Here is an 18,586-nt window from a genome sequence, read left to right as displayed (position 1 = left end):
CTGTGGGGTCAGTGGCAGCCGCAGCTCGCGCTGGAGACGCGCTGCATCCGGCCGCGGCGCACCGCCTTGCGGGCGCCGAGGACGGCGGTTCCGTCCGATGTCAGCAGCGAGCTGCGGGGGCAGAGGAAGGCCAGGGCGAAGCGCGTGGCCGGGGTGATGCCGATCCCGAGGTTGACCACGCCGCCGGTGGCGCCGTACACCTCGTTGGGTCCGCAGTTCGCCGGGATGACCTCGGTGGTGGTGTTGATCCCGAAGCCGAGTTCCCAGATGACGCGGTACCGCGGGTCCTCGGTGAGGAGCCTGTCCAGCTCCGCGGCGGCCGACGCGGCCCCCGCGGTCTGCGGGGTGACGCCCTCGATGCTGCCGGCGGTGACGTGGAGCGTCACGGCGTGCGAGACGAGGGGGGAGAGGGCCTCGAACAGCCGCTGCTGCTCGGCGCCGTCGGCGGGGTCGGCGTGCCGGTGCACGATCGGCCACCCGCGCAGCGTCAGGTCCCCGGAGAGGCCGAGCAACCGGGCCTCCGGCTCGAAGGTGGTGATCTCCGCGGCGGTGACGCTCAGCTTGCCGGAGGGGAAGATCTGCTGGTCGCCCGGCTCGAGGACGCCCGCCTGCTGGTTCCAGACGCAGTCGCCCGCCGTGTGGTCGAACTCGGCTTCGGTGCCCGAGGCGTCGTCGACGATCGCCAGCCGGTCGCTGTCGCCGACCAGATCGAAGAACTCCTCGGCGGTGGCCGCCTGTTGGGCGATGTCGGTCTTGGCCGCGCTGCGCAGGAAGTACCGGACGTACTCGTCGGTGAGCGGGGTGGAGCCGGCGGGCAGCACGGCCAGCTTGCGCGCGCCCAGCTCCTGCGGCGTCGGCGAGTCGAGGAAGCGGCCGGGGCACACGGCCAGCACGTGCGCGTCCGGCGGAACGCTGTGCGCGATGAGGGCGCCCAGCCGTGTGTCGCGCGGCAGTGCCAGGTGGACCACGCGCGCGCAACCGTCGCCGGGCAGCAGCGAGAGGGGCTCGCCGCCGTCCTCACTCGTGATCAGACAGAACGTCTCGACCGGCTCGCCGAACTGACCGAAGTCATGGGTGGTGAGATCCAGCGGTGACACGGGCGAACTCCCTACGGTGAAGACGACGAGAACCCCGTGGCGGGGCATTCGCATGCCCCGCCACGGGTCGGTACTCAGCCCAGGAGCGTGCCCAGGTAGTTGCGGTTCTTCTGCACCTTGATCTTCTTCATGACATTCACCTCCTGTTGGAAATGGATTGCCTTGCATTCACCCCGAACGGTCCGATGGTCGAACCCGCTAGTCCGCGGAGACGACCCTCTCCACCGTGGGGTGGTCCGGGTGTCCGATCAGCGCCAGTCCATTGCTCGTGAGGACGCGCGTGTCGGGCGAAATGATGTCCAGGTGGTATTGGGTGTACGGAGTCAGCCCGAGGCCGTAGTGCAGGCAGCCTTCCGTGCCGCCGTACACCTCGTTCATGGCGTGGTTGCCGGGCAGGATGTCGAGGGACGTGTTCAGCGCGTGGCCGATCTCCCAGACGATCCGGTAGCGGGAATCCACCGCGAACATCTGCTCCAGCATCGCCACGGCGGGCGCGGCTCCCGGATCCAGCGCCTCCAGGTGCGTGATCCTGCCGTCCTCGACCCTGGCCTTGATGGCGTTGTCGCGCATCGCCCAGAGCTGGGAGTGGATGCGGGCCTGGTCGGTGCGGGAGAAGGACGGGGTGCCGTTGTGCAGGATGGGGTAGCCGCGCAGCGTGATCTCGCCCTCCAGCGGCAGTTTCAGGGCCTCGTCGAACTCCCTGATCTCCACCGGCAGGACGCTGATCTCCCCGGACGGCACGATCTGCTGGTCACCCCACTCGAGCGGGCCGGCCTGCTGGTTCCACACCAGGCCGTCGCGGAGGTGGTCCAGTACGGCGCGGGTGCCGTGCACGGGGTCGGCGTACACCAGGTGCTCCGCCTCTTCGGCGAGCTCGAAGAAGGTGTCGCAGAACGCCGCCTGGTCGGCCGAGGAGGTCCGCTCCATGACCCCGAGGAAGTGCCGGATCTCATCGAGGGTGGTGGGCGTCGAGTTGCACGCCATGCCCATGATCTTGCGCTGCCCCACCAGATCGGGGTCGGGGGACTCGAAGAACCGGTGGGGTGAGACCACGAGAATGTGGGCCGGTTCCGGGATCCGCTTTTCCAGGATGTCCTCAAAACGGTCGCCCGTGCCCAGCGGGATCGTGAGGTAGCTCTTGTACGCGGCGGATTCGACGATCTCGAACTGATCGACCAATTCGGGGTTCGTGACCAGGCAGAAAGTGCTTCCCGTGGCCTCGCCGAACTGGCTGAAGCGTCCGGGATCTATGGATATCCGAGTCATGATCACTCCCTCGTGGCCTGTGCCGGTCGCCCTCGCCGTGGTCACTACTGTGGCCGCCGGGGGGTGCCGCTCGCTATAGGACCAATGTCCCGGGGCCCCTCCGCACCCGTTCGAAGCGGTGCGCGGGCCGGGGCGGGCGGGTTTTATCCGACGTGTACGGGCGTGTCAAGTCCCGAGTTTCCGGAACGTGACCCGGGTACGGCCCCCGGGGTTTATTTGTGGTGCGGGCCTCACCGGAAACGAAATGAGGCAACAACAACCGCACCGCCCCGAATCCCCGGGGCACCTCGAATGGCAACCCCGAATAACTAGGAGAAAATCATGAACCGCAAGATTCGATTCGCCACGCTCGTCGCCTCCGTCGCCGTGATCGGTGGAGGGATCGCCCTCCCCACGACCGCCATGGCGGCTCCGATGCCCGGACACGTCGTCTCCCTGGTGGAGGACGGTGGGGCCGGAGGCAAGGGCGGCAAGGGCGGCGGCGGCCTCATCGGCGGCGGCGGCGGCTCCGGCGGTGCCGGCGGCGGCAGCGTCCTCGGCACCGGTGGCAAGGGCGGGGACGGCGGCGCCGGTGGCGACGGGATCCTCGTCGGCGGTGGCGGCGGCGGTGGCGGCGGTGGCGGCGAGGGCCGCGTCGGTGGCGCCGGCGGCAACGGCGGCAAGGGTGGCACCGGAATCCTCGAAGGCGGCGAGGGCGGCGGCGGTGGCGGCGGCGGCGACGGCTGGAAGGTCGGCGGCAAGGGCGGCAACGGCGGCGACGGAGGCTTCAGCATCTTCAAGGGCGGCAAGGGCGGGGACGCCGGCGACGGCGGCTTCGGCGGACTGTTCGGCGGCCGCGGCGGCGACGCCGGAAACGGTGGTGGCTCCCTCTTCTGAGTGACCTGCCCGGCCCCACGGGGTGGAGGCCCCCTCGGCCTCCACCCCCCCGACCCCCCTCTTCCTGATCACACCCCGGAGAACCCCATGTTCACGAATTCCTGGCAGCGCCCGCTCATCCTGGCCGCGACCACCTTCGCGCTGGTCACCGGCACGGCAGTCGCCGCGCAGGCGTCGGAGCACCACGCTCCGTCCGGCACCGGCACGGCTGCCGTGGCCGACCTCTCCACCCACTGCACCGGGGGCGGCGAAGGCGGGAAGGGCGGCAAGGGCGGTGAGGGCGGCAAGGGCGGCCGGCCCGGTCAGCCGGGCGAGCCCGGCAAGCCCGGCCGAGTGGGCTGCCTTCTGCGGTTCGACGAGCTGCCCGACAAGCACAAGTCGGAGCTGACGGTGGTGGACAAGGTCCGCATCGTGCTGACCCTGCTGGCCGACGACTCGGACAAGACCAAGGAGAAGATCGCCGAGAAGTACGACATCTCGACGGAGGAGATCGATTCCTGGAAGCGGAATTACGTCGACGGCGACTGGTTCGCCCTGATGGGAAGCAACCTCGCCACCACGTGAGGGAGCTCGGGGCGACCTGAGCGCGGGGACGGCGGGCCGGCGGACGAACCGCCGGCCCGTTTCTCGAAACCGATGTCCAGACAAAGGAGAAGCTCATGCAGATGCGTCGTACGTGGAAGTTCCGCCTCGGTCTCGTCATATCGACGACGCTGCTCGGCGCCGGGGCCATGACGCCCGCCGCGATGGCGGCCCCGGCCGCCTCCGCCCGGACGGTCGAGGCGCTCGACGTCCAGCAGTACGCCGCCGCCTCCGCCGGTGACAGCAGGCCCGGCGGCAGCCGATTCGGCAGCGGGAAGTTCGGCGACGTCGCCGTCGGCAACGGCAGCGTCCGCGTCGGGGACAAGGTGTGCGCCGGCAAGTGCAACGGCTCGGTGAACGGCACCAAGGGCACCGGAAACAACGGCGGCGTGTGCGCCGGCCTGTGCAACGGCAGCGGCAACGGCGGCAGCGGCGCCAACGGCGGGACCGGCGGCGACGGCCGCAACGGCGGCAAGGGCGGGGTCTGCGTGGGCGTGTGCAACGGCAGCGTCAACGGAGGCAATGGCGGCAACGGAGGGGCCGCGCGGCCCGGCGGTGACGGCGGTACCGGCGGCCTCGGCGGCGACGGCGGCATCTGCGTCGGCGTCGGATGCCAGACCAGCGGCCAGGGCGGCCGCGGCGGGGACGGCGGAGAGGGCTGAGCCGTGGCGGGAAGACCGCCCGCCACCCCGTGCCCGTCACCCGCTCCGGCGGGTGGCGGGCACGCCCGTGGACCGCTCGATAGACTTCTCCGTACAGCTGGTCACGGACGAGCGAGGACGGGGTCGGCATGACGGCACCGAACCTGAGCAGCTACACGGGCCGGCCCTCCGCCCTGATCGGGAAGCAGATAGCGGGCTACCGGATCGAGCGCATGCTCGGCCGCGGCGGCATGGCCGTCGTCTACTGCGCCAAGGACCTGCGCCTGGACCGTACGGTCGCCCTCAAGCTGATCGCCCCGGAGCGGGCCCGCGACGAAACCTTCCGGCGCCGCTTCACCCACGAATCCCGGGTGGCCGCGTCGATCGACCACCCGCACATCGTGCCCATCTTCGAAGCCGGCGAGACCGACGGCGTCCTGTACATCGCCATGCGCTACGTCTCCGGCCTTGACCTGCGCGTGCTGCTCGACCGGGAGGGCCCGCTCCCCGTCGCGACCGCGCTGCGGGTCGCCGCGCAGGTGGCCTCCGCCCTCGACGCGGCCCACGAACACGACCTGGTGCACCGGGACGTCAAGCCCGGCAACATCCTGGTCGCGGCGGGCACCGACAGCGAACACCCCGAGCACATCTACCTCACGGACTTCGGGCTGACGAAGAAGGCGCTGGCGCTCACCGGGTTCACCACCACGGGCGAGTTCGTCGGCACCCTCGACTACATGGCGCCGGAACAGATCTCCGGCCGGCCGGTGGACGGCCGGTGCGACCTCTACAGCCTGGCGTGCGTCGTCTACGAGACCCTGGCCGGCGCGCCGCCCTTCGAGCGCGACGACGCCGCGGCCCTGCTGTGGGCGCACCAATACGACCAGCCCCCTCTCCTGGCGGAGAGGAGGCCGGACATCACACGTGCCGTCGACGAGGTCATGGCGAAGGCCCTGGCGAAGGTGCCCGAGGACCGCTACGGGTCCTGCCTGGAGTTCGTGGGCGCCCTGCGGGCCGCCACCGGGACCGGGGGCGGGCGCCGCACCGATCCGTTGCCCGCCGGGGAAGACCCGCCCGCCGGGAGCCCGGAGACCGGGGCGCCCCTGCCGGAGCCCCCGGCCTGGGCCGGACCGGTCTTCCGCCGGCCGCTGTGAGGACCTCGGGCGGAAGCGGTCACATCCCCAGGGAGATCGCCAGCCGGGTCAGCTCCGCCGTGGTGTTGGCGCCCAGCTTGGCGCGGATGCGGCGGAGGTAGGCGTCGACGGTGTGCTTGGAGAGCCCCATGTTGCGGGCCGTCTGCAGGTAGGTGCACCCGGCGGCGATGTGCCGCAGTGCTTCCTGCTCACGCGGGGCCAGCGCGGGTGCGGGGGCTTCGGCGTGCGGGGCGACGAGGGTGAGGCTCATGATTTCCTCCGACGAGCGGTGCGGTCATCACTGCTCACGTCCTCGGAAGCAGGGGACTTGTCAGCGAATGTCGCTGTATGTCCCTGTTAAAGAGACTGCTAGAGCCTCTTCATGACCCTGTCCCCCGACTGTCACAGCCGTGTCACAGGGCCCCCGCCGCCCGGCGCGCCTGCTCCGCGAGACCGCCTCACTGCCCGACCAGGATCTGCTCGGCCCAGATCGTCTTGCCGATGGACGCGTGCCGGGTGCCCCAGCGGTGGGCTAGCTGGGCGACCAGCAGCAGGCCGCGCCCGCCCTCGTCGAAGGTCCGCGCCCGTCGCAGGTGCGGGGCGGTGTTGCTCGAGTCGGACACCTCGCAGATCAAGGTGTTGTTCTCGTGGATCAACCGCAGCTGGATGGGCGGTCGGCCGTAGCGGATGGCGTTGGTGACCAGTTCGCTGACCACCAGCTCGGCCACGAAGGCGGCTTCGTCCAGCCCCCAGGCCGTCAGCTGCTCGGTGGTGTACCGGCGGGCACCGGCCACGACCGAGGGGTCGGAGGGCAGGTCCCAGACGACCACCTTGTCGGCGTGCAGCGCCCGGGTACGGGCCACCAGCAGCGCCACGTCGTCCTCGGGCGGATGGGTCAGCATCGCCGTCAGCACCCGGTCGCACACCGTGTCCAGTGTCCCGGCCGGGCGGGACAGGGCCGCGAACATCCCGTCCAGTGCCTCGTCGATGTCGTGCTCGCGGGCCTGCAGCAGCCCGTCGGTGTAGAGGGCGATGACACTGCCCTCGGGGAGCTCCACGTCGACCGGTTCGAACGGCAGGCCGCCCAGGCCCAGCGGCGGGCCCGCCGGGACGTCGAGGAGGTACACCGAGCCCTCGGGCGAGACCACCACGGGCGGGGGGTGGCCGGCCCGGGCCACGGTGCAGTGCCGGGTGACCGGGTCGTAGACCACGTACAGGCAGGTGGTGCCGATGCCCCCGGCGGCGTCCCCGGCGGCGTCCCGGTCGGCGTCGTCGGCGGCGAGGTGGATGATCAGGTCGTCCAGGTGCGTGAGCAGTTCGTCGGGCGGCAGGTCGACATCGGCCAGCGTGCGCACCGCCGTGCGCAACCGCCCCATGGTGGCGGCGGCCCGCATGCCGTGGCCCACGACGTCGCCGACGACGAGCGCCACCCGGGCGCCGGACAGCGGGATCACGTCGAACCAGTCGCCGCCCACACCCGCATCGGTGCCGGCCGGCAGGTAGCGGGAAGCCGTCTCGAGCGCCGGGTGCGCGGGCAGCGTCCGGGGCAGGAGGCTGCGCTGCAACGTCATGGTGCTGGTGTGCTCACGGTGGAACCGGCGCGCCTTCTGCATGCTGACGGCGGCCCGCCCCGCGAGCTCCTGGGCCAGCCACAGGTCCTCCGGCTGGAAGGGCTCCCGGCGCTGGTGCCGGCCGAAGAGGGCGAGGCCGATCGCGGCCCCTCCGGCCCGCAGCGGCACCACCATCATCGAATGGGTCCCGTACTCGCTGATCCAGGCGGCGCCCGGGTCCTCGGCCGCCCACCGGGCGACCGCCGGGTCGGCCGTCGCGTACACCGCGCCCCGGCCCGCGGCCAGGCACTCCACCGGGGGCGACAGCGCCGGGTAGACGGTCGTCCCGCCGACCGCGACCCGCGACTCCGGAACGCCCTCGAGAACGGACCGGGCGGCGGTACGGGACACACTGACCGGCCCGGCCACCGGCCCGCCGGGCTCGTCGCCGCGCGGGGGCGGCTCCAGCAGGTCGACGAACGCGAAGTCCGCGAACCGCGGCACGGCGGCCTCGGCCAGTTCCTGGGCGGTGCGGGCGCTGTCCATCGTGGTGCCGATCCGGGCGCCGCCGTCGTCCGGCAGCAGCATCAGCTCCCGGTCCGCCTCGATCCCGGTCTTGTCGTGCGCGGCCAGGAACACCCCCCGCAGCCGGCCGTCCCGGCCCCGCCACGGAGCCAGCGAGGTCGCCCAGCCGCGCTCGGTGCTCGCCCCCGCGGGCCGCACGAACGCCTGTACCTGCTGCGGCTCACCGGTCTCCATGACCAGGCGCATTTTGCGGTCGGTCTCGTCGCTCACCGGATCCGGTGCGATGTCCGGCAGGCGCAGCCCGCGCATCTCGGCCTCGCTCAGGGACAGCGTGCGTTCCATCCCCGCGTTCGCCCGCACCAGCCGCAGGTCCTCGTCGAAGACCGCCAGGAAGCAGGGGGACTGGGTGAACGCCGACTCCTCGACCGGTTCGCCCCCGCCCGTCCGCCCGGCACCCGGGACCGCGGACACCACGAACCACTTGGCGCTGCCGGCGGTGGACGTCCACCGGTGCGCCAGCAGCCCGGCCTCCAGCCGCCGTCCGTCCCGGTGCCGCAGCGCCACCGTGCCACTCCAGCGCTCCTGCCCGGGCGGCATCCGCCAAGCCGTGTCACCGGTGTCACCGGCGCCGTCGGCGAGCAGGCGGGACGCGGGCATTCCCACCACCTCGGAGGCCGCGTATCCGAGCAGCCGACCGGCCTCCTCGCTCCACTCGGTCACGACGCCCTGCTCGCTGAGGGTGGCCGTGGCGGTGTAGGCCGGCTCATGGGAGGCGTCGGTCATCTCACCCTCGCTATTCCTCCGCCGCTGATCCACGGCAACGTGCACGGCCAGGGGCTCCACTGACAAGCATGATCCGGCCGGGCGAGGAGCACCAACGCAGCGCCGTCACCACGGCCGGGTCCCGGGCGCGAGCACGAGCGCGAGGACCGCGTCCCCCGCCTGCCACACCCTCGCGCGGCGGGCCCCGTCCAACACCGGCGGCCGCAGCCCGCCGATCACGACGCCGCGCGGGTCGGCGCCGAAGACGCCGCGGCGGCCGGCCTTGACCGCGGCCTCCTTCAACGCCCAGGCGGCGGCCAGGGCCTCGGGCCGGTCCGCACCGATCAGCTCCTGTTCCCCGGGTGACAGGACACGGTCCGCGACCCGGCGTACGACGTCCGCAGAGGCGATCCGGCACAGGTCCACCCCGACCGGCTCCGGCGCGAGGGCGGCGGCGACCTGGTGGGCGGTGTGGCTGATGGAGAGGTGTGCGCCGGGCGCGGGGCCGCCCCCGACCAGGAGGCGCGGGCTGCCGTCGGTCCGCGGGAGCACCTCCACGTCGTCCGCGGGTACCGCGAGGAATGCGCCGGCCAGGTGCTTGGAGAGCAGCCGGCCGGCCGTCCACTCGGCCCGCCGGCGGGCCGGCAGGGCGTCGGCCACACGGCGCTCGGCGGGCGACAGCCGTCCCCGCGGGGGGAGCCCGCCCCGGCCGACCACGGCGAGGAGGGCTCCGCCCCACCGGTGGGGGTGTCCCGGCGCGATCGGCGGGAAGAGGCTGCGGTCGGTGTCCATCACGCGGGGGTCAGGCGGCCGCGGGGACGGGGTCCGGACGCCGCAGCTCGCGCTCCAGCGCGGTCACGGCCTGCCGGATCTGGTCGGGGGTGTGGTCACGGGTGATGAAGAAGCGCAGCCGGGCCATCTCCTCGGGCACCGCCGGGTAGAGGATCGGATTGACGCTGATGCCCTGCTCGAACAGGGCCTCGGCAAGGCGCAGGGTCCTCACCGAGTCTCCGACGATGCACGGGACGATCGCCGTGTCGTGGCTGTCCCCGATGTCGATGCCCGCCTCGCGTGCGAGACGCGCGAACAGCGCGGCGTTCCGTGCCAGACGCCCGACGCGCTCCGGCTCCTCGCGCAGCACGCGCAGGGCCGTCAGGGAGGCGGCGGTGTCGGCCGGGGTCATGCCGGCGCTGAAGACGAAGCCGGGAACGGTGTAGCGCAGGTACTCGACCACCGTACGGCTGCCGGCCACGTAGCCGCCGCAGCTCGCCATCGCCTTGGACAGGGTGCCCGACCACAGCTCCACCGCCCGGCGGTCGACTCCGAAGTACTCGCCGATGCCGCGTCCCGTCGCGCCGATCGTGCCGATGCTGTGTGCCTCGTCGATCATCAGCAGCGCGGCGTGCCGGTCCTTGACCTCCACCAGGGCGGGCAGGTCGGCGATGTCGCCGTCCATGCTGTAGACCCCCTCGATCACGACGAGCACCCGCCGGTACTGGTGGCGGACCCGGCTCAGGAGCGCGTCGAGGGCGGCCGCGTCGTTGTGGGGGAACGGCCGCCGGGTCGCGCCGGAGAGCCTGCACCCCTGCAGGATGCTGTCGTGGGCCAGGGAGTCGTGGACGACCAGGTCCCCGGGGCCGACGAGGTGCCCGATCACGGTCACGTTGGTGGCGTGCCCGTTGGCCAGGGTGAGCGCGGCCTCGCAGCCGAGCAGACCGGCGAGTTCGGTGTCGAGTTCCTGATGGAGCGGGCGGCTGCCGGAGAGCAGCCGGCTGGCGGACACCGAGGTGCCGTAGTGCTCGATCGCCTCCCGGGCGGCTCCGCTCACCCGGGGGTGCGTGGCGAGGCCCAGGTAGTTGTAGCTGGAGAAGGAGAGCAGTTCGCGGCCGTCGACGACGGTCGTGTCGGTCATCGCCCCCTGGTGGACGACGAAGTACGGGTTCGGCAGCCCGAGCCCGGTGAGCGCGGCGACCCGCTCACCGTGGGCGGTGACCTCCGGGAAGCACTCGATCCGCGTGTGCTCCTCGGGCAGCGCAGCCGCGGCGGGAGCCGGCTCGCCCGCCTGCGGCCCGCGCACCTCCTCCGGGGTTGGGGCGGCGTGGAGGCCGCGCTGGGCGGGGACGGCTGCGGGCACGGAGTCGGGGGAGGCGCCGGCGATCAGGGCGGCGATCCTGCCCGCCGTCGGACGGTCGGCGGTCGTGTCGTCGAACGTCCAGGACGGCCACTGCCGGCTGAGCGAGGTGAACAGGTCGGTCAGCATCAGGGAGTCGAACCCGAGCTCGTCGACGAGGAGTTGGTCCTCACGCAGGTGGTCCACCGGGAAGGCGCTGATCCGCGCCACGTGCTCCAGCACCGCGGTGGTGACCGCGCCGATGTCCCCGGGGGACGGCTCCTCCGCCGGCGGCGGCTCCTCGGCGGAAGGTGTGACGGGGGCGACGGGTGTGACAGGTGCGACGGATGCGAGGGGTGTGACGGCGGCGGCGGGCGCCACGGGTGCGACGGGTGCCGTCGGGGGGACCGGGGTCGCCGGGGCCGGAAGGGTCTCCGTCATACGCGTCAGCAGCATCACCTGCCGCCGGGCCAGTTCCAGCAGTTCGTGTACGGGAACGGCGGCGGGGTCGAGGGACCGCGCCGCGTCGTCCGGACCCACGGGCTGCCGCACCGGGGTCTTCGCGGAGGGTGCGGGCCGGTGCGCGTCCGGGCGGGCGGAGGTGTCCCGCCGCGCCGGGCGCCGGGCGGCCACCCAGTAGGACTGGGTCGCGAGCCGCGCCACCGGGAGGTCCAGCAGCCGGCGGTCCTCCCGGTCGACCAGGGCGCGCGGATCGACCGGTACACCCATGACGGCGAGCCGGGCGAGGGCCAGGACGAGGTCGCGTCCCCGGTCCGGGGCCACGCCCGTCGCGGGCACGACATGGACGTCACCGTGCCCGGCGAGGTCCCGGCGGACCGAGGTGAGCAGCGTGCCGCCGCCGCTCACCTGGACGAAGACGCGGGCGCCCTGCGCGTGGGCGGTGGCGACGGCGTCGCTGAACCGGACGGGCGCGGAGGCGTGCCGGCCCCAGAGTTCGCGCAGCCGCCCGGGGTCGCCGCAGAGCTCTGCGTCCACCGACGAGACGAACGGCAGGACGGGACCGCTGATCGGGCGGCCGGCGAGGTCCGCGCGCAGCGTCTCGTCGGCGCCGGCCAGCAGCGGGGAGTGGAAGGGGTGGGACACGTCGAGCGCCGCCGTCACGATCCCCGCGTCGGCGCAGGCCCGCCGCAGGGCGGCGAGCCCGCGCGGCGTACCGCTGACCACGACCTGCCGCCGCTGGTTGAAGCAGGCGAGCCACACGTCGTCGATGCCGTGCAGCAGCCGGCGGCACGTCTCGGCGTCGCTCTGTACGGCGAGCATGCCGCCGAGGTCCGATCCGGCGTCCCGCAGAGCCGCCCCCCGGTGCACCAGGAGCCGGACGGCGTCCTCGCCGGTGAGCGCGCCGGCGGCGGCCGCCGCCGCGAACTCGCCGACGCTGTGGCCGAGAACCAGGTCGGGGGTGACCCCGCAGTCCGCGAGGAGGCGGGTGGCCGCGATCTGGACGGTTCCGAGCAGCGGCTGGCAGACCTCGGTGGCGGAGATCCGCCGCCCAAGCTCCTCCGGTTCGGCGTCCGCCGAAGCCCCGCCGTACAGCAGATCGGCGAGGTCGGGGCCACCGTCCCGCCGCGCCACGGCGCCGAGGGAGTCGACGGCCGAACGGAAGCCGGTGAACCGCTCGTACAAGTCCCGCATCATGCCCGGCCGCTGGCTGCCCTGACCGGGGAAGAGGAAGGCGACGTGGCGCCGCTCGGGCGGCAGCGGGGCGTCGGCGGCGAAGGCCCCCTCGCCGAGGTCGCCCCCGGTGCCGTCGCCGAGCTCGCCGCCGGCCCCGTCGGCGAGCTGCCGGCGGGCGTGGCGCAGCCGCTCGGTGAACTCCTCCGTGTCCGAGGCCACGATCGCGAGCCGGGCCGACAGCGGCCGTCGCCCGCCGAAGGTGTGCGCCAGCGCGGCGAGGGGGAGGCGCGGGCCGCGGTCCAAGGTGTCGAGCACCTCGCCGATGTGCCGGTCCAGCAGCTCCCGGCTGCCCGCCGACAGCATCACGAGACGGGGCACGCGGCTCTCGGTCCGCACCCCGAGGCGGCGCACCGCCGGGGCGGGCTGCTCCTCCAGCACCACGTGCACGTTCGTGCCGCCGAACCCGAACGAGCTGACGGCGGCGCGCCGCGGGGCGCCCGCGCCCGCCCAGGGTCGCGCGCTGTCGGCGATGCGCAGGCCCGCCGCGGAGATGCCCAGGTCAGGGTGGGGCGCCGTCCGCGGCTGCGGCACGATCGTGCCGTGGTGCACGACGAGGGCCGTCTTGATCAGACCCGCGATGCCCGCCGCCGACAGCGAGTGCCCGATCAGCGCCTTGCCCGAGGCGAGGTAGCACAGTGAGGGGTCGTCGTCGGGGTACTCGGTGCGCAACCGCCGCAGCGCCTCCACCTCCGCCCGGTCGCCGATGGCGGTACCGGTGCCGTGGGCCTCGATGAAACCGACGGAGGAGGGTGCCACCCCCGCGTCGTCGTAGGCCCGGCGCATGGCGCGCAGCTGGCCCTCCGGGGTGGGTACCAGCGGCCCGGGGGAGGCGCCGTCGTTGGCCGAGCCGATGCCCTTGATCACCGCGTAGACCCGGTCGCCGGCCGCGAGCGCGTCCGCCAGCGGACGGATCACGACGGCGCCGGCGCCCTCGCCGAGGACGAACCCGTCGGCCGCCTCGTCGAACGGGCGGCACACCCCCGTGGCGGACAGGGCGCGGAGCCGGGAGAAGCCGACCAGGCTGTCGGGGGTGAGGTTGAGGTACACCCCGCCGACGACCGCGATCCGGCAGCTGCCCTGGCGCAGGTGGGCCATCGCCTGGTCCAGGGCGACCAGTGAGCCCGAGCAGGCCGCGTCCACGGCGAAGCTGGGGCCGCCGAGGTCGAACTGCCGGCTGATGGTGCCGGGGGCCATGTTGAGCAGGCTGCCCGGCAGGGTGAAGCTCTGGACCGTACCGAGCCGGCCCGCCTGCTCGCGGACGGCGTCCAGGCCGCTGCGGTCGTCCCCGGCGAGGGCCCCTTCGGCCAGGCTGATGGCCCGGATCGGGGCCGCCATGAGGTCCTTGTAGTCGGACACCGACAGCCCGACGAACACCCCGGTGTTCTCCCGGTCGAAGTCCCCGCGGCCCATCCCCGCGTCCTCGAGGGCCTCGCGGGCCACGTCGAGCATCAGCCGGTGCTGCGGGTCCATGGCCCGTGCCCGGGCCGGCGGCACCCCGTAGTGCAGGGCGTCGAAGCGGTCCACGTCCTCGAGGAAGGCGACCTGGTCGGTGTAGGCGGCGTTCGGAGCCGACCGGTCGCCGCTCGCGTGGAAGGTTTCGTGGTTCCAGCGCTCCTTCGGGACCGGGGAGAACTGCCGTTCCCCGCTCAGCAGGAGCTCCCAGTAGGCGTGGAGGTCGGGGGCGCCGGGGAAGCGGCAGCCGAGGCCGGTGATGGCGATGTCAGACATGTCGGTTCTTCCTTGTCGGGTGGAGGCGTGCGGGGGTGGAGGCGGGTGGAGAAATGGGGGCGGCGGTCAGCGGCACGCCGGGGCGTGCGCGCGGGAGCGCGCCGTGGACCGCGTGCAGAGGGGGGTGTGGAGCGGGGTCCGGCCGCGCGCCGGCGGGCACCTCCCCCCGGCGCCGGGGGGAGGTCGGGGCGCCGGGGGCGGTGTCGTGCGCCTCAGCGGCCGCGGCGCCCACCAGTTCAGGTCACCCGCCAGCCGCATGAGTGCCGGGACGAGGACGCCCCGTACGAGCGTGGCGTCGAGGAGCACTCCCAGACCCGCGCCGATCCCGAAGAACTGCAGGAGGGAGACCTGGGAGGTGCCGAAACTCAGCAGGGTGAAGGCGAGCAGCGCACCGGCGGTCGTGACGATCCCGCCGGTGTGGGCGAGGCCGGTGACGATCGAGCGGGCGTTGTCCTGCCCCGCGTCGTGCGCCTCCTTGATCCGCGCCAGGACGAACACCTCGTAGTCCACCGACAGCCCGAAGACGATGCAGAACAGCAGCACCGGCATGGTCGTGCTGAGCGGTCCGGGCGTGAAGTCGAGCAGGTGGCGCAGATGGCCCGACTGGAAGACCCAGACCATGGCGCCGAGGACGGCGCCGAGGCTCAGCGCGTTCAGCGCGATCGCCTTCAGCGGCAGCAGCAGGCTGCGCGTGAAGCCGAACAGCAGCAGGTACGTGGTCGCGGTGATCACGGACAGGGCCAGCGGGAGCCGGTCTCCCACCGTGGCCTTCGCGTCGACCAGCACCGCGCTCGGCCCGCCGACCAGGACTTCGGTGCCCTCGGGGACCGGAGCCTCGCGGACGTCGCGCACCAGCCGCTGGCCGGCGCTCGACTGGGGGTCGACCCGCGGTATTACGGAGAGCCGGGCCGGACCGTCGCCGGCCGGCGCAGCGACCGGCGAGACCTGCGCGACGTGGCTGAGCGCGGCCAGCCGGCGGGCGTACTCCTCCCGCGCCGACGGCGACGCCGCACCCGTCATGACGACCGTGACCGCGCTGGAGCCCTTCCCGTCGAAGGCGCCGCGCACCAGGTCCCCGGTCTGCCGGCTGGACGCGCTCAGCGGCAGCGCCCGGTCGTCGGGCGTGGCGAAACCGGCGTGGGCGAACGGCCCGGCGAGTACGAGGAGCAGGCCGACCACCGGCAGCGCCGCGAGCAGCGGACGGCGTACGGCGATCCGCGCCAGCCCCGCCCAGAACCGGGACTCCGAGCCGGAGCGGGCCCGACGGCGCCACGGCACGGCCCAGGCGTTCACCCGGGTGCCCAGCAGGGCGAGCAGCGCGGGCAGCACGGTCACGGCGCTGACCGCCGCGATGGCCACCACGGCGATGCCCGCGTAGGCGAAGGAGCGCAGGAAGTAGGGCGGGAACACCAGCAGGGTGGCCAACGCTGCCGACACCGTGGCGGCGCTGAAGCCGATGGTGTGGCCGGCCGTGCGCACGGTCCGGATGGCGGCGTTGCGCGGCCGGTACCCGGCGGCGAGCTCCTCCCGGAACCGCGAGACGATCAGCAGCCCGTAGTCGATGCCGAGGCCCAGCCCGAGCGCCGTGGTGAGGTTCAGCGCGAAGACCGACACGTCGGTGACGGAACCGAGGACGCGCAGGACCAGCAGCGTCCCGGCGATGGAGAGCACCCCGATCAGCAGGGGCAGCGCGGCGGCCACGACACTGCCGAACACCAGCACCAGCAGGATCAGGGTGCCGGGCAGGACGACGGACTCGGCGCGCTTCAGGTCGGTTTCCGCGATGTCCTGCAGTTCGGCGTCGACGAGCGCCGACCCGCCGACCCGCACGGTCAGCGGCGCCCGGGGATCGGCCGGGGCCGGGGTGGAGAACTCCTCGCGCAGCTGCCCGGCCCGGGCCGCGAGCCGTTCCCCCTCGCCCTCCACGTGCGCGACCAGCATGGCCGCGCGGCCGTCCCGGCTGCGCAGCTCCGCCGCCGCGCCGCTCCAGTACGAGCTCACGGCGGACACGCCCGCCCGCGTGGCCAGGCGCCTGGTCAGGGCCTCGCCCTCGCTGCGGACCGCCGGATCGTCCACGGAACCGCCGGGCGCCTGTGCGACGAGGACGAGGTTGGGGGACGCCCCCAGGTGCTCGGAGGCCACCGCGGCCGCGCGGCTGGACTCGGATCGCGGATCGTCGTACCCGCCGGTCTTCAGCCGACCGGTCGCCTCCGCGCCGAACACGACGGACAGGACGAGGAACGCGAGGGCGGCCAGCAGGACGAGCCGGGGCCGACGGGTCACGAAGACCCCTGCACGACGCTCCATCGAGGGCCTCCGTTCCGGGTGGCGGGCCGGCCCCACCGGGTGGCGGGACGTTCGGCTTCCACCGTGCCCGCAGGAGGGGGGACGGCCGTAGACCCGGCTATTCGTTACTTGACAGGCGGTTGTCCACAGGTCCGGGCGGACGGGCCGGGGGTGTCGGCGGGAGCCGTTAGGCTTCGTGGATGGCCCTTCCGGACGCGCCCCCCGAGACCACCGACGCACTGCGGGTACTGCACCGCGTCTTCGGTTACAGCTCCTTCCGCGGCGAGCAGCAGGAGATCATCGAGCAGGTGGTCGGCGGCGGTGACGCCCTCGTGCTGATGCCGACCGGCGGCGGCAAGTCCCTCTGCTACCAGATCCCCGCGCTCGTCAGAGACGGCACGGGCATCGTGATCTCGCCGCTGATCGCGCTGATGCAGGACCAGGTGAACGCGCTCAATGCGCTCGGGGTGCGGGCGGGCTTCCTCAACTCCACGCAGGACACCTACGAGCGGCAGGCCGTCGAGCAGGCTTTCCTCGCGGACGAGCTCGACCTGCTGTACCTGGCTCCCGAGCGGCTGCGCACCGAGAGCGCGCAGCGGCTGCTCGACCGGGGCAGGGTGTCGCTCTTCGCCATCGACGAGGCGCACTGCGTCGCCCAGTGGGGCCACGACTTCCGGCCGGACTACCTGGCGCTGTCGATGCTGCACGAGCGCTGGCCCAAGGTGCCGCGGATCGCGCTCACCGCCACGGCCACCGAGGCCACCCACGCCGAGATCGTGGCCCGGCTCGGCCTGGAGGACGCCCGGCACTTCGTCGCCAGCTTCGACCGGCCGAACATCCAGTACCGCATCGTCCCGAAGGACAACCCGCTCAAGCAGCTGCTGGAGCTGATCCGCACCGAGCACGAGGGCGACGCCGGAGTCGTCTACTGCCTCTCCCGGGCCTCGGTGGAGAAGACCGCGGCCGCCCTGGTGGAGCAGGGCATCGACGCCGTGGCCTACCACGCCGGCATGGACGCCCGCACGCGCGCCGACAACCAGGCGCGCTTCCTGCGGGAAGAGGGGGTCGTGGTCGTCGCCACGATCGCCTTCGGCATGGGCATCGACAAGCCGGACGTGCGCTTCGTCGCCCACCTGGACCTGCCCAAGTCGGTCGAGGGCTACTACCAGGAGACCGGTCGCGCCGGGCGCGACGGCGAACCGGCCACGGCATGGCTGGCGTACGGCCTGCAGGACGTGGTGCAGCAGCGCAAACTCATCGACGGCTCCGAGGGCGACGAGGCGCGCCGCCGCGCCCTGGGCATGCACCTGGACGCGATGCTCGCGCTGTGCGAGACGGTCGACTGCCGGCGGGTGCGGCTGCTGGAGTACTTCGGGCAGTCGGGCGAGCCGTGCGGCAACTGCGACACGTGCCTGACGCCCGCGGAGTCCTGGGACGGGACGGTCGCCGCGCAGAAGCTGCTGTCCACGGTGTGGCGGCTGGCGAAGGAGCGGCGCCAGAAGTTCGGCGCCGGCCAGATCATCGACATCCTCCAGGGCAAGAAGACCGCCAAGGTCATCCAGTTCGACCACGACGCCCTGTCGGTGTTCGGCGTCGGGGCGGACCTGGGCACAGCGGAATGGCGCGGCGTGGTGCGCCAGCTGCTGGCGCTGCGGCTGCTGGCGGTGGAGGGCGACTACGGGACGCTCGTGCTGACCGACGCCAGCGGCGAGGTGCTCGGCGGGCGGCGCAGCGTGCAGCTGCGCAAGGAGAAGGCGGCCACGGCCCCGGCCCGCAAGGACTCCGGCTCGGGCAAGGGCAAGGGCTCCCGCATCCCGGCCGACCTGCCGGCGGCCGCCGTACCGTTCTTCGAGGCACTGCGCGCCTGGCGGGCGGCGACGGCACGCGAGCAGGGCGTCCCGGCGTACGTGGTCTTCCACGACGCGACGCTGCGCGAGATCGCGACGCGGCTGCCGGGCACCGTGGAGGAGCTGGGCACGATCGGCGGGGTCGGCGAGGCCAAGCTCGCCAAGTACGGCGAGGGCGTCCTGGACACCCTCGCCCGATCCTCAGCCGATGAGCCGGCCCCCGCGGCGGCCCCTGCGGCGGCCCCCGAACCCCCGCCGGCCGCCGCGGCCCCGCACGACGACGAGCCGCCTTTCGATCTGGACGACGAGACGAACCCGCCGTGGGACGACTGGCAGTAGCAACCGTCTCCCACCTCGCCCCCGAACGACGTGCCGGCACAGCCGACGGTCCGGGCGGTGCGGGAACGCGCGGGCGGCCCGGTGCGTTGAGGGGGCAGTGGTGGTAGTGGTCTAGTGGTGGTAGTGGTCTGACGACGGGTGGAGGTGTC

12 protein-coding genes are annotated in these 18,586 nt (G+C 73.4%); 5 read left to right on the top strand and 7 right to left on the bottom strand.

Going from position 1 to position 18,586, the window contains the following annotated elements; all coding sequences use genetic code 11:
- Window positions 1–8 precede the first annotated feature (8 nt).
- Together AC07FY_RS16145 and AC07FY_RS16140 are read right to left on the bottom strand one after the other, a co-directional pair.
- The gene (locus AC07FY_RS16145; RefSeq protein ID WP_479006219.1) at window positions 9–1,097 is read right to left on the bottom strand and encodes a hypothetical protein; all 1,089 of its coding nucleotides are present in this window, start codon (window positions 1,095–1,097) and stop codon (window positions 9–11) included.
- A gap of 198 nt (window positions 1,098–1,295) precedes the next feature.
- Entirely contained in the window at window positions 1,296–2,363 is a 1,068-nt protein-coding gene (locus AC07FY_RS16140) for a hypothetical protein (RefSeq protein WP_479006216.1), read from the bottom strand.
- A 321-nt stretch (window positions 2,364–2,684) separates the two neighbouring features.
- On the opposite strand from AC07FY_RS16140, the gene AC07FY_RS16135 reads away from it, so the two are divergent.
- The 4 genes from AC07FY_RS16135 to AC07FY_RS16120 all read left to right on the top strand — a co-directional run bounded on the left by AC07FY_RS16135 (window position 2,685) and on the right by AC07FY_RS16120 (window position 5,616).
- Complete coding sequence (locus tag AC07FY_RS16135) at window positions 2,685–3,239, top strand: hypothetical protein (RefSeq protein ID WP_479006212.1); 555 nt, start codon at window positions 2,685–2,687, stop codon at window positions 3,237–3,239.
- Between the two features lie 87 nt (window positions 3,240–3,326).
- Window positions 3,327–3,803 (top strand): hypothetical protein, encoded by a 477-nt coding sequence (locus AC07FY_RS16130; protein ID WP_479006209.1) that lies wholly within the window; start codon window positions 3,327–3,329, stop codon window positions 3,801–3,803.
- A 95-nt stretch (window positions 3,804–3,898) separates the two neighbouring features.
- Window positions 3,899–4,483 carry a hypothetical protein gene (locus tag AC07FY_RS16125; protein ID WP_479006206.1) on the top strand — a complete coding sequence of 195 codons (585 nt, stop codon included), beginning with the start codon at window positions 3,899–3,901 and terminating at the stop codon, window positions 4,481–4,483.
- A gap of 128 nt (window positions 4,484–4,611) precedes the next feature.
- Window positions 4,612–5,616, top strand: coding sequence for a serine/threonine-protein kinase (locus AC07FY_RS16120; RefSeq protein WP_479006203.1), 1,005 nt, complete (start codon window positions 4,612–4,614; stop codon window positions 5,614–5,616).
- Window positions 5,617–5,635: 19 nt separating this feature from the next.
- Here the strand turns inward: AC07FY_RS16120 and AC07FY_RS16115 are convergent, their stop codons facing one another.
- From AC07FY_RS16115 to AC07FY_RS16095, 5 genes are all read right to left on the bottom strand, one after another.
- Window positions 5,636–5,866 (bottom strand): response regulator transcription factor, encoded by a 231-nt coding sequence (locus AC07FY_RS16115; protein ID WP_479006200.1) that lies wholly within the window; start codon window positions 5,864–5,866, stop codon window positions 5,636–5,638.
- 187 nt (window positions 5,867–6,053) lie between these two features.
- Window positions 6,054–8,453 carry a SpoIIE family protein phosphatase gene (locus AC07FY_RS16110; RefSeq protein ID WP_479006197.1) on the bottom strand — a complete coding sequence of 800 codons (2,400 nt, stop codon included), beginning with the start codon at window positions 8,451–8,453 and terminating at the stop codon, window positions 6,054–6,056.
- Window positions 8,454–8,558: 105 nt separating this feature from the next.
- Entirely contained in the window at window positions 8,559–9,224 is a 666-nt protein-coding gene (locus AC07FY_RS16105) for a 4'-phosphopantetheinyl transferase family protein (protein WP_479006194.1), read from the bottom strand.
- Between the two features lie 10 nt (window positions 9,225–9,234).
- On the bottom strand, window positions 9,235–13,965 hold the full coding sequence (locus tag AC07FY_RS16100) for an aminotransferase class I/II-fold pyridoxal phosphate-dependent enzyme (protein ID WP_479006192.1): 4,731 nt from the start codon (window positions 13,963–13,965) through the stop codon (window positions 9,235–9,237).
- Window positions 13,966–14,031: 66 nt separating this feature from the next.
- Window positions 14,032–16,272: an MMPL family transporter gene (locus AC07FY_RS16095; protein ID WP_479006191.1), complete on the bottom strand. Its 2,241-nt coding sequence runs from the start codon at window positions 16,270–16,272 to the stop codon at window positions 14,032–14,034.
- 179 nt (window positions 16,273–16,451) lie between these two features.
- Here AC07FY_RS16095 and recQ point away from each other — a divergent pair, with 179 nt between their 5' ends.
- A complete protein-coding gene (recQ, locus tag AC07FY_RS16090; protein WP_479006189.1) occupies window positions 16,452–18,437 on the top strand; it encodes a DNA helicase RecQ in 1,986 nt (661 codons plus the stop codon).
- Window positions 18,438–18,586 lie beyond the last annotated feature (149 nt).

The organism is Streptomyces sp. NPDC045967 (assembly GCF_056430495.1).
Note: the sequence above shows the minus strand (reverse complement) of the source record. Positions and strands in the feature narration are given on the sequence as shown.

Coding starts and splice junctions, on each gene's coding strand:
- AC07FY_RS16140 (WP_479006216.1), bottom strand. CDS start 2,363: ATGACTCGGATATCCATAGATCCCGGACGCTTCAGCCAGTTCGGCGAG.
- AC07FY_RS16135 (WP_479006212.1), top strand. CDS start 2,685: ATGAACCGCAAGATTCGATTCGCCACGCTCGTCGCCTCCGTCGCCGTG.
- AC07FY_RS16130 (WP_479006209.1), top strand. CDS start 3,327: ATGTTCACGAATTCCTGGCAGCGCCCGCTCATCCTGGCCGCGACCACC.
- AC07FY_RS16125 (WP_479006206.1), top strand. CDS start 3,899: ATGCAGATGCGTCGTACGTGGAAGTTCCGCCTCGGTCTCGTCATATCG.
- AC07FY_RS16120 (WP_479006203.1), top strand. CDS start 4,612: ATGACGGCACCGAACCTGAGCAGCTACACGGGCCGGCCCTCCGCCCTG.
- AC07FY_RS16115 (WP_479006200.1), bottom strand. CDS start 5,866: ATGAGCCTCACCCTCGTCGCCCCGCACGCCGAAGCCCCCGCACCCGCG.
- AC07FY_RS16110 (WP_479006197.1), bottom strand. CDS start 8,453: ATGACCGACGCCTCCCATGAGCCGGCCTACACCGCCACGGCCACCCTC.
- AC07FY_RS16105 (WP_479006194.1), bottom strand. CDS start 9,224: ATGGACACCGACCGCAGCCTCTTCCCGCCGATCGCGCCGGGACACCCC.
- AC07FY_RS16100 (WP_479006192.1), bottom strand. CDS start 13,965: ATGTCTGACATCGCCATCACCGGCCTCGGCTGCCGCTTCCCCGGCGCC.
- AC07FY_RS16095 (WP_479006191.1), bottom strand. CDS start 16,272: ATGGAGCGTCGTGCAGGGGTCTTCGTGACCCGTCGGCCCCGGCTCGTC.
- recQ (WP_479006189.1), top strand. CDS start 16,452: ATGGCCCTTCCGGACGCGCCCCCCGAGACCACCGACGCACTGCGGGTA.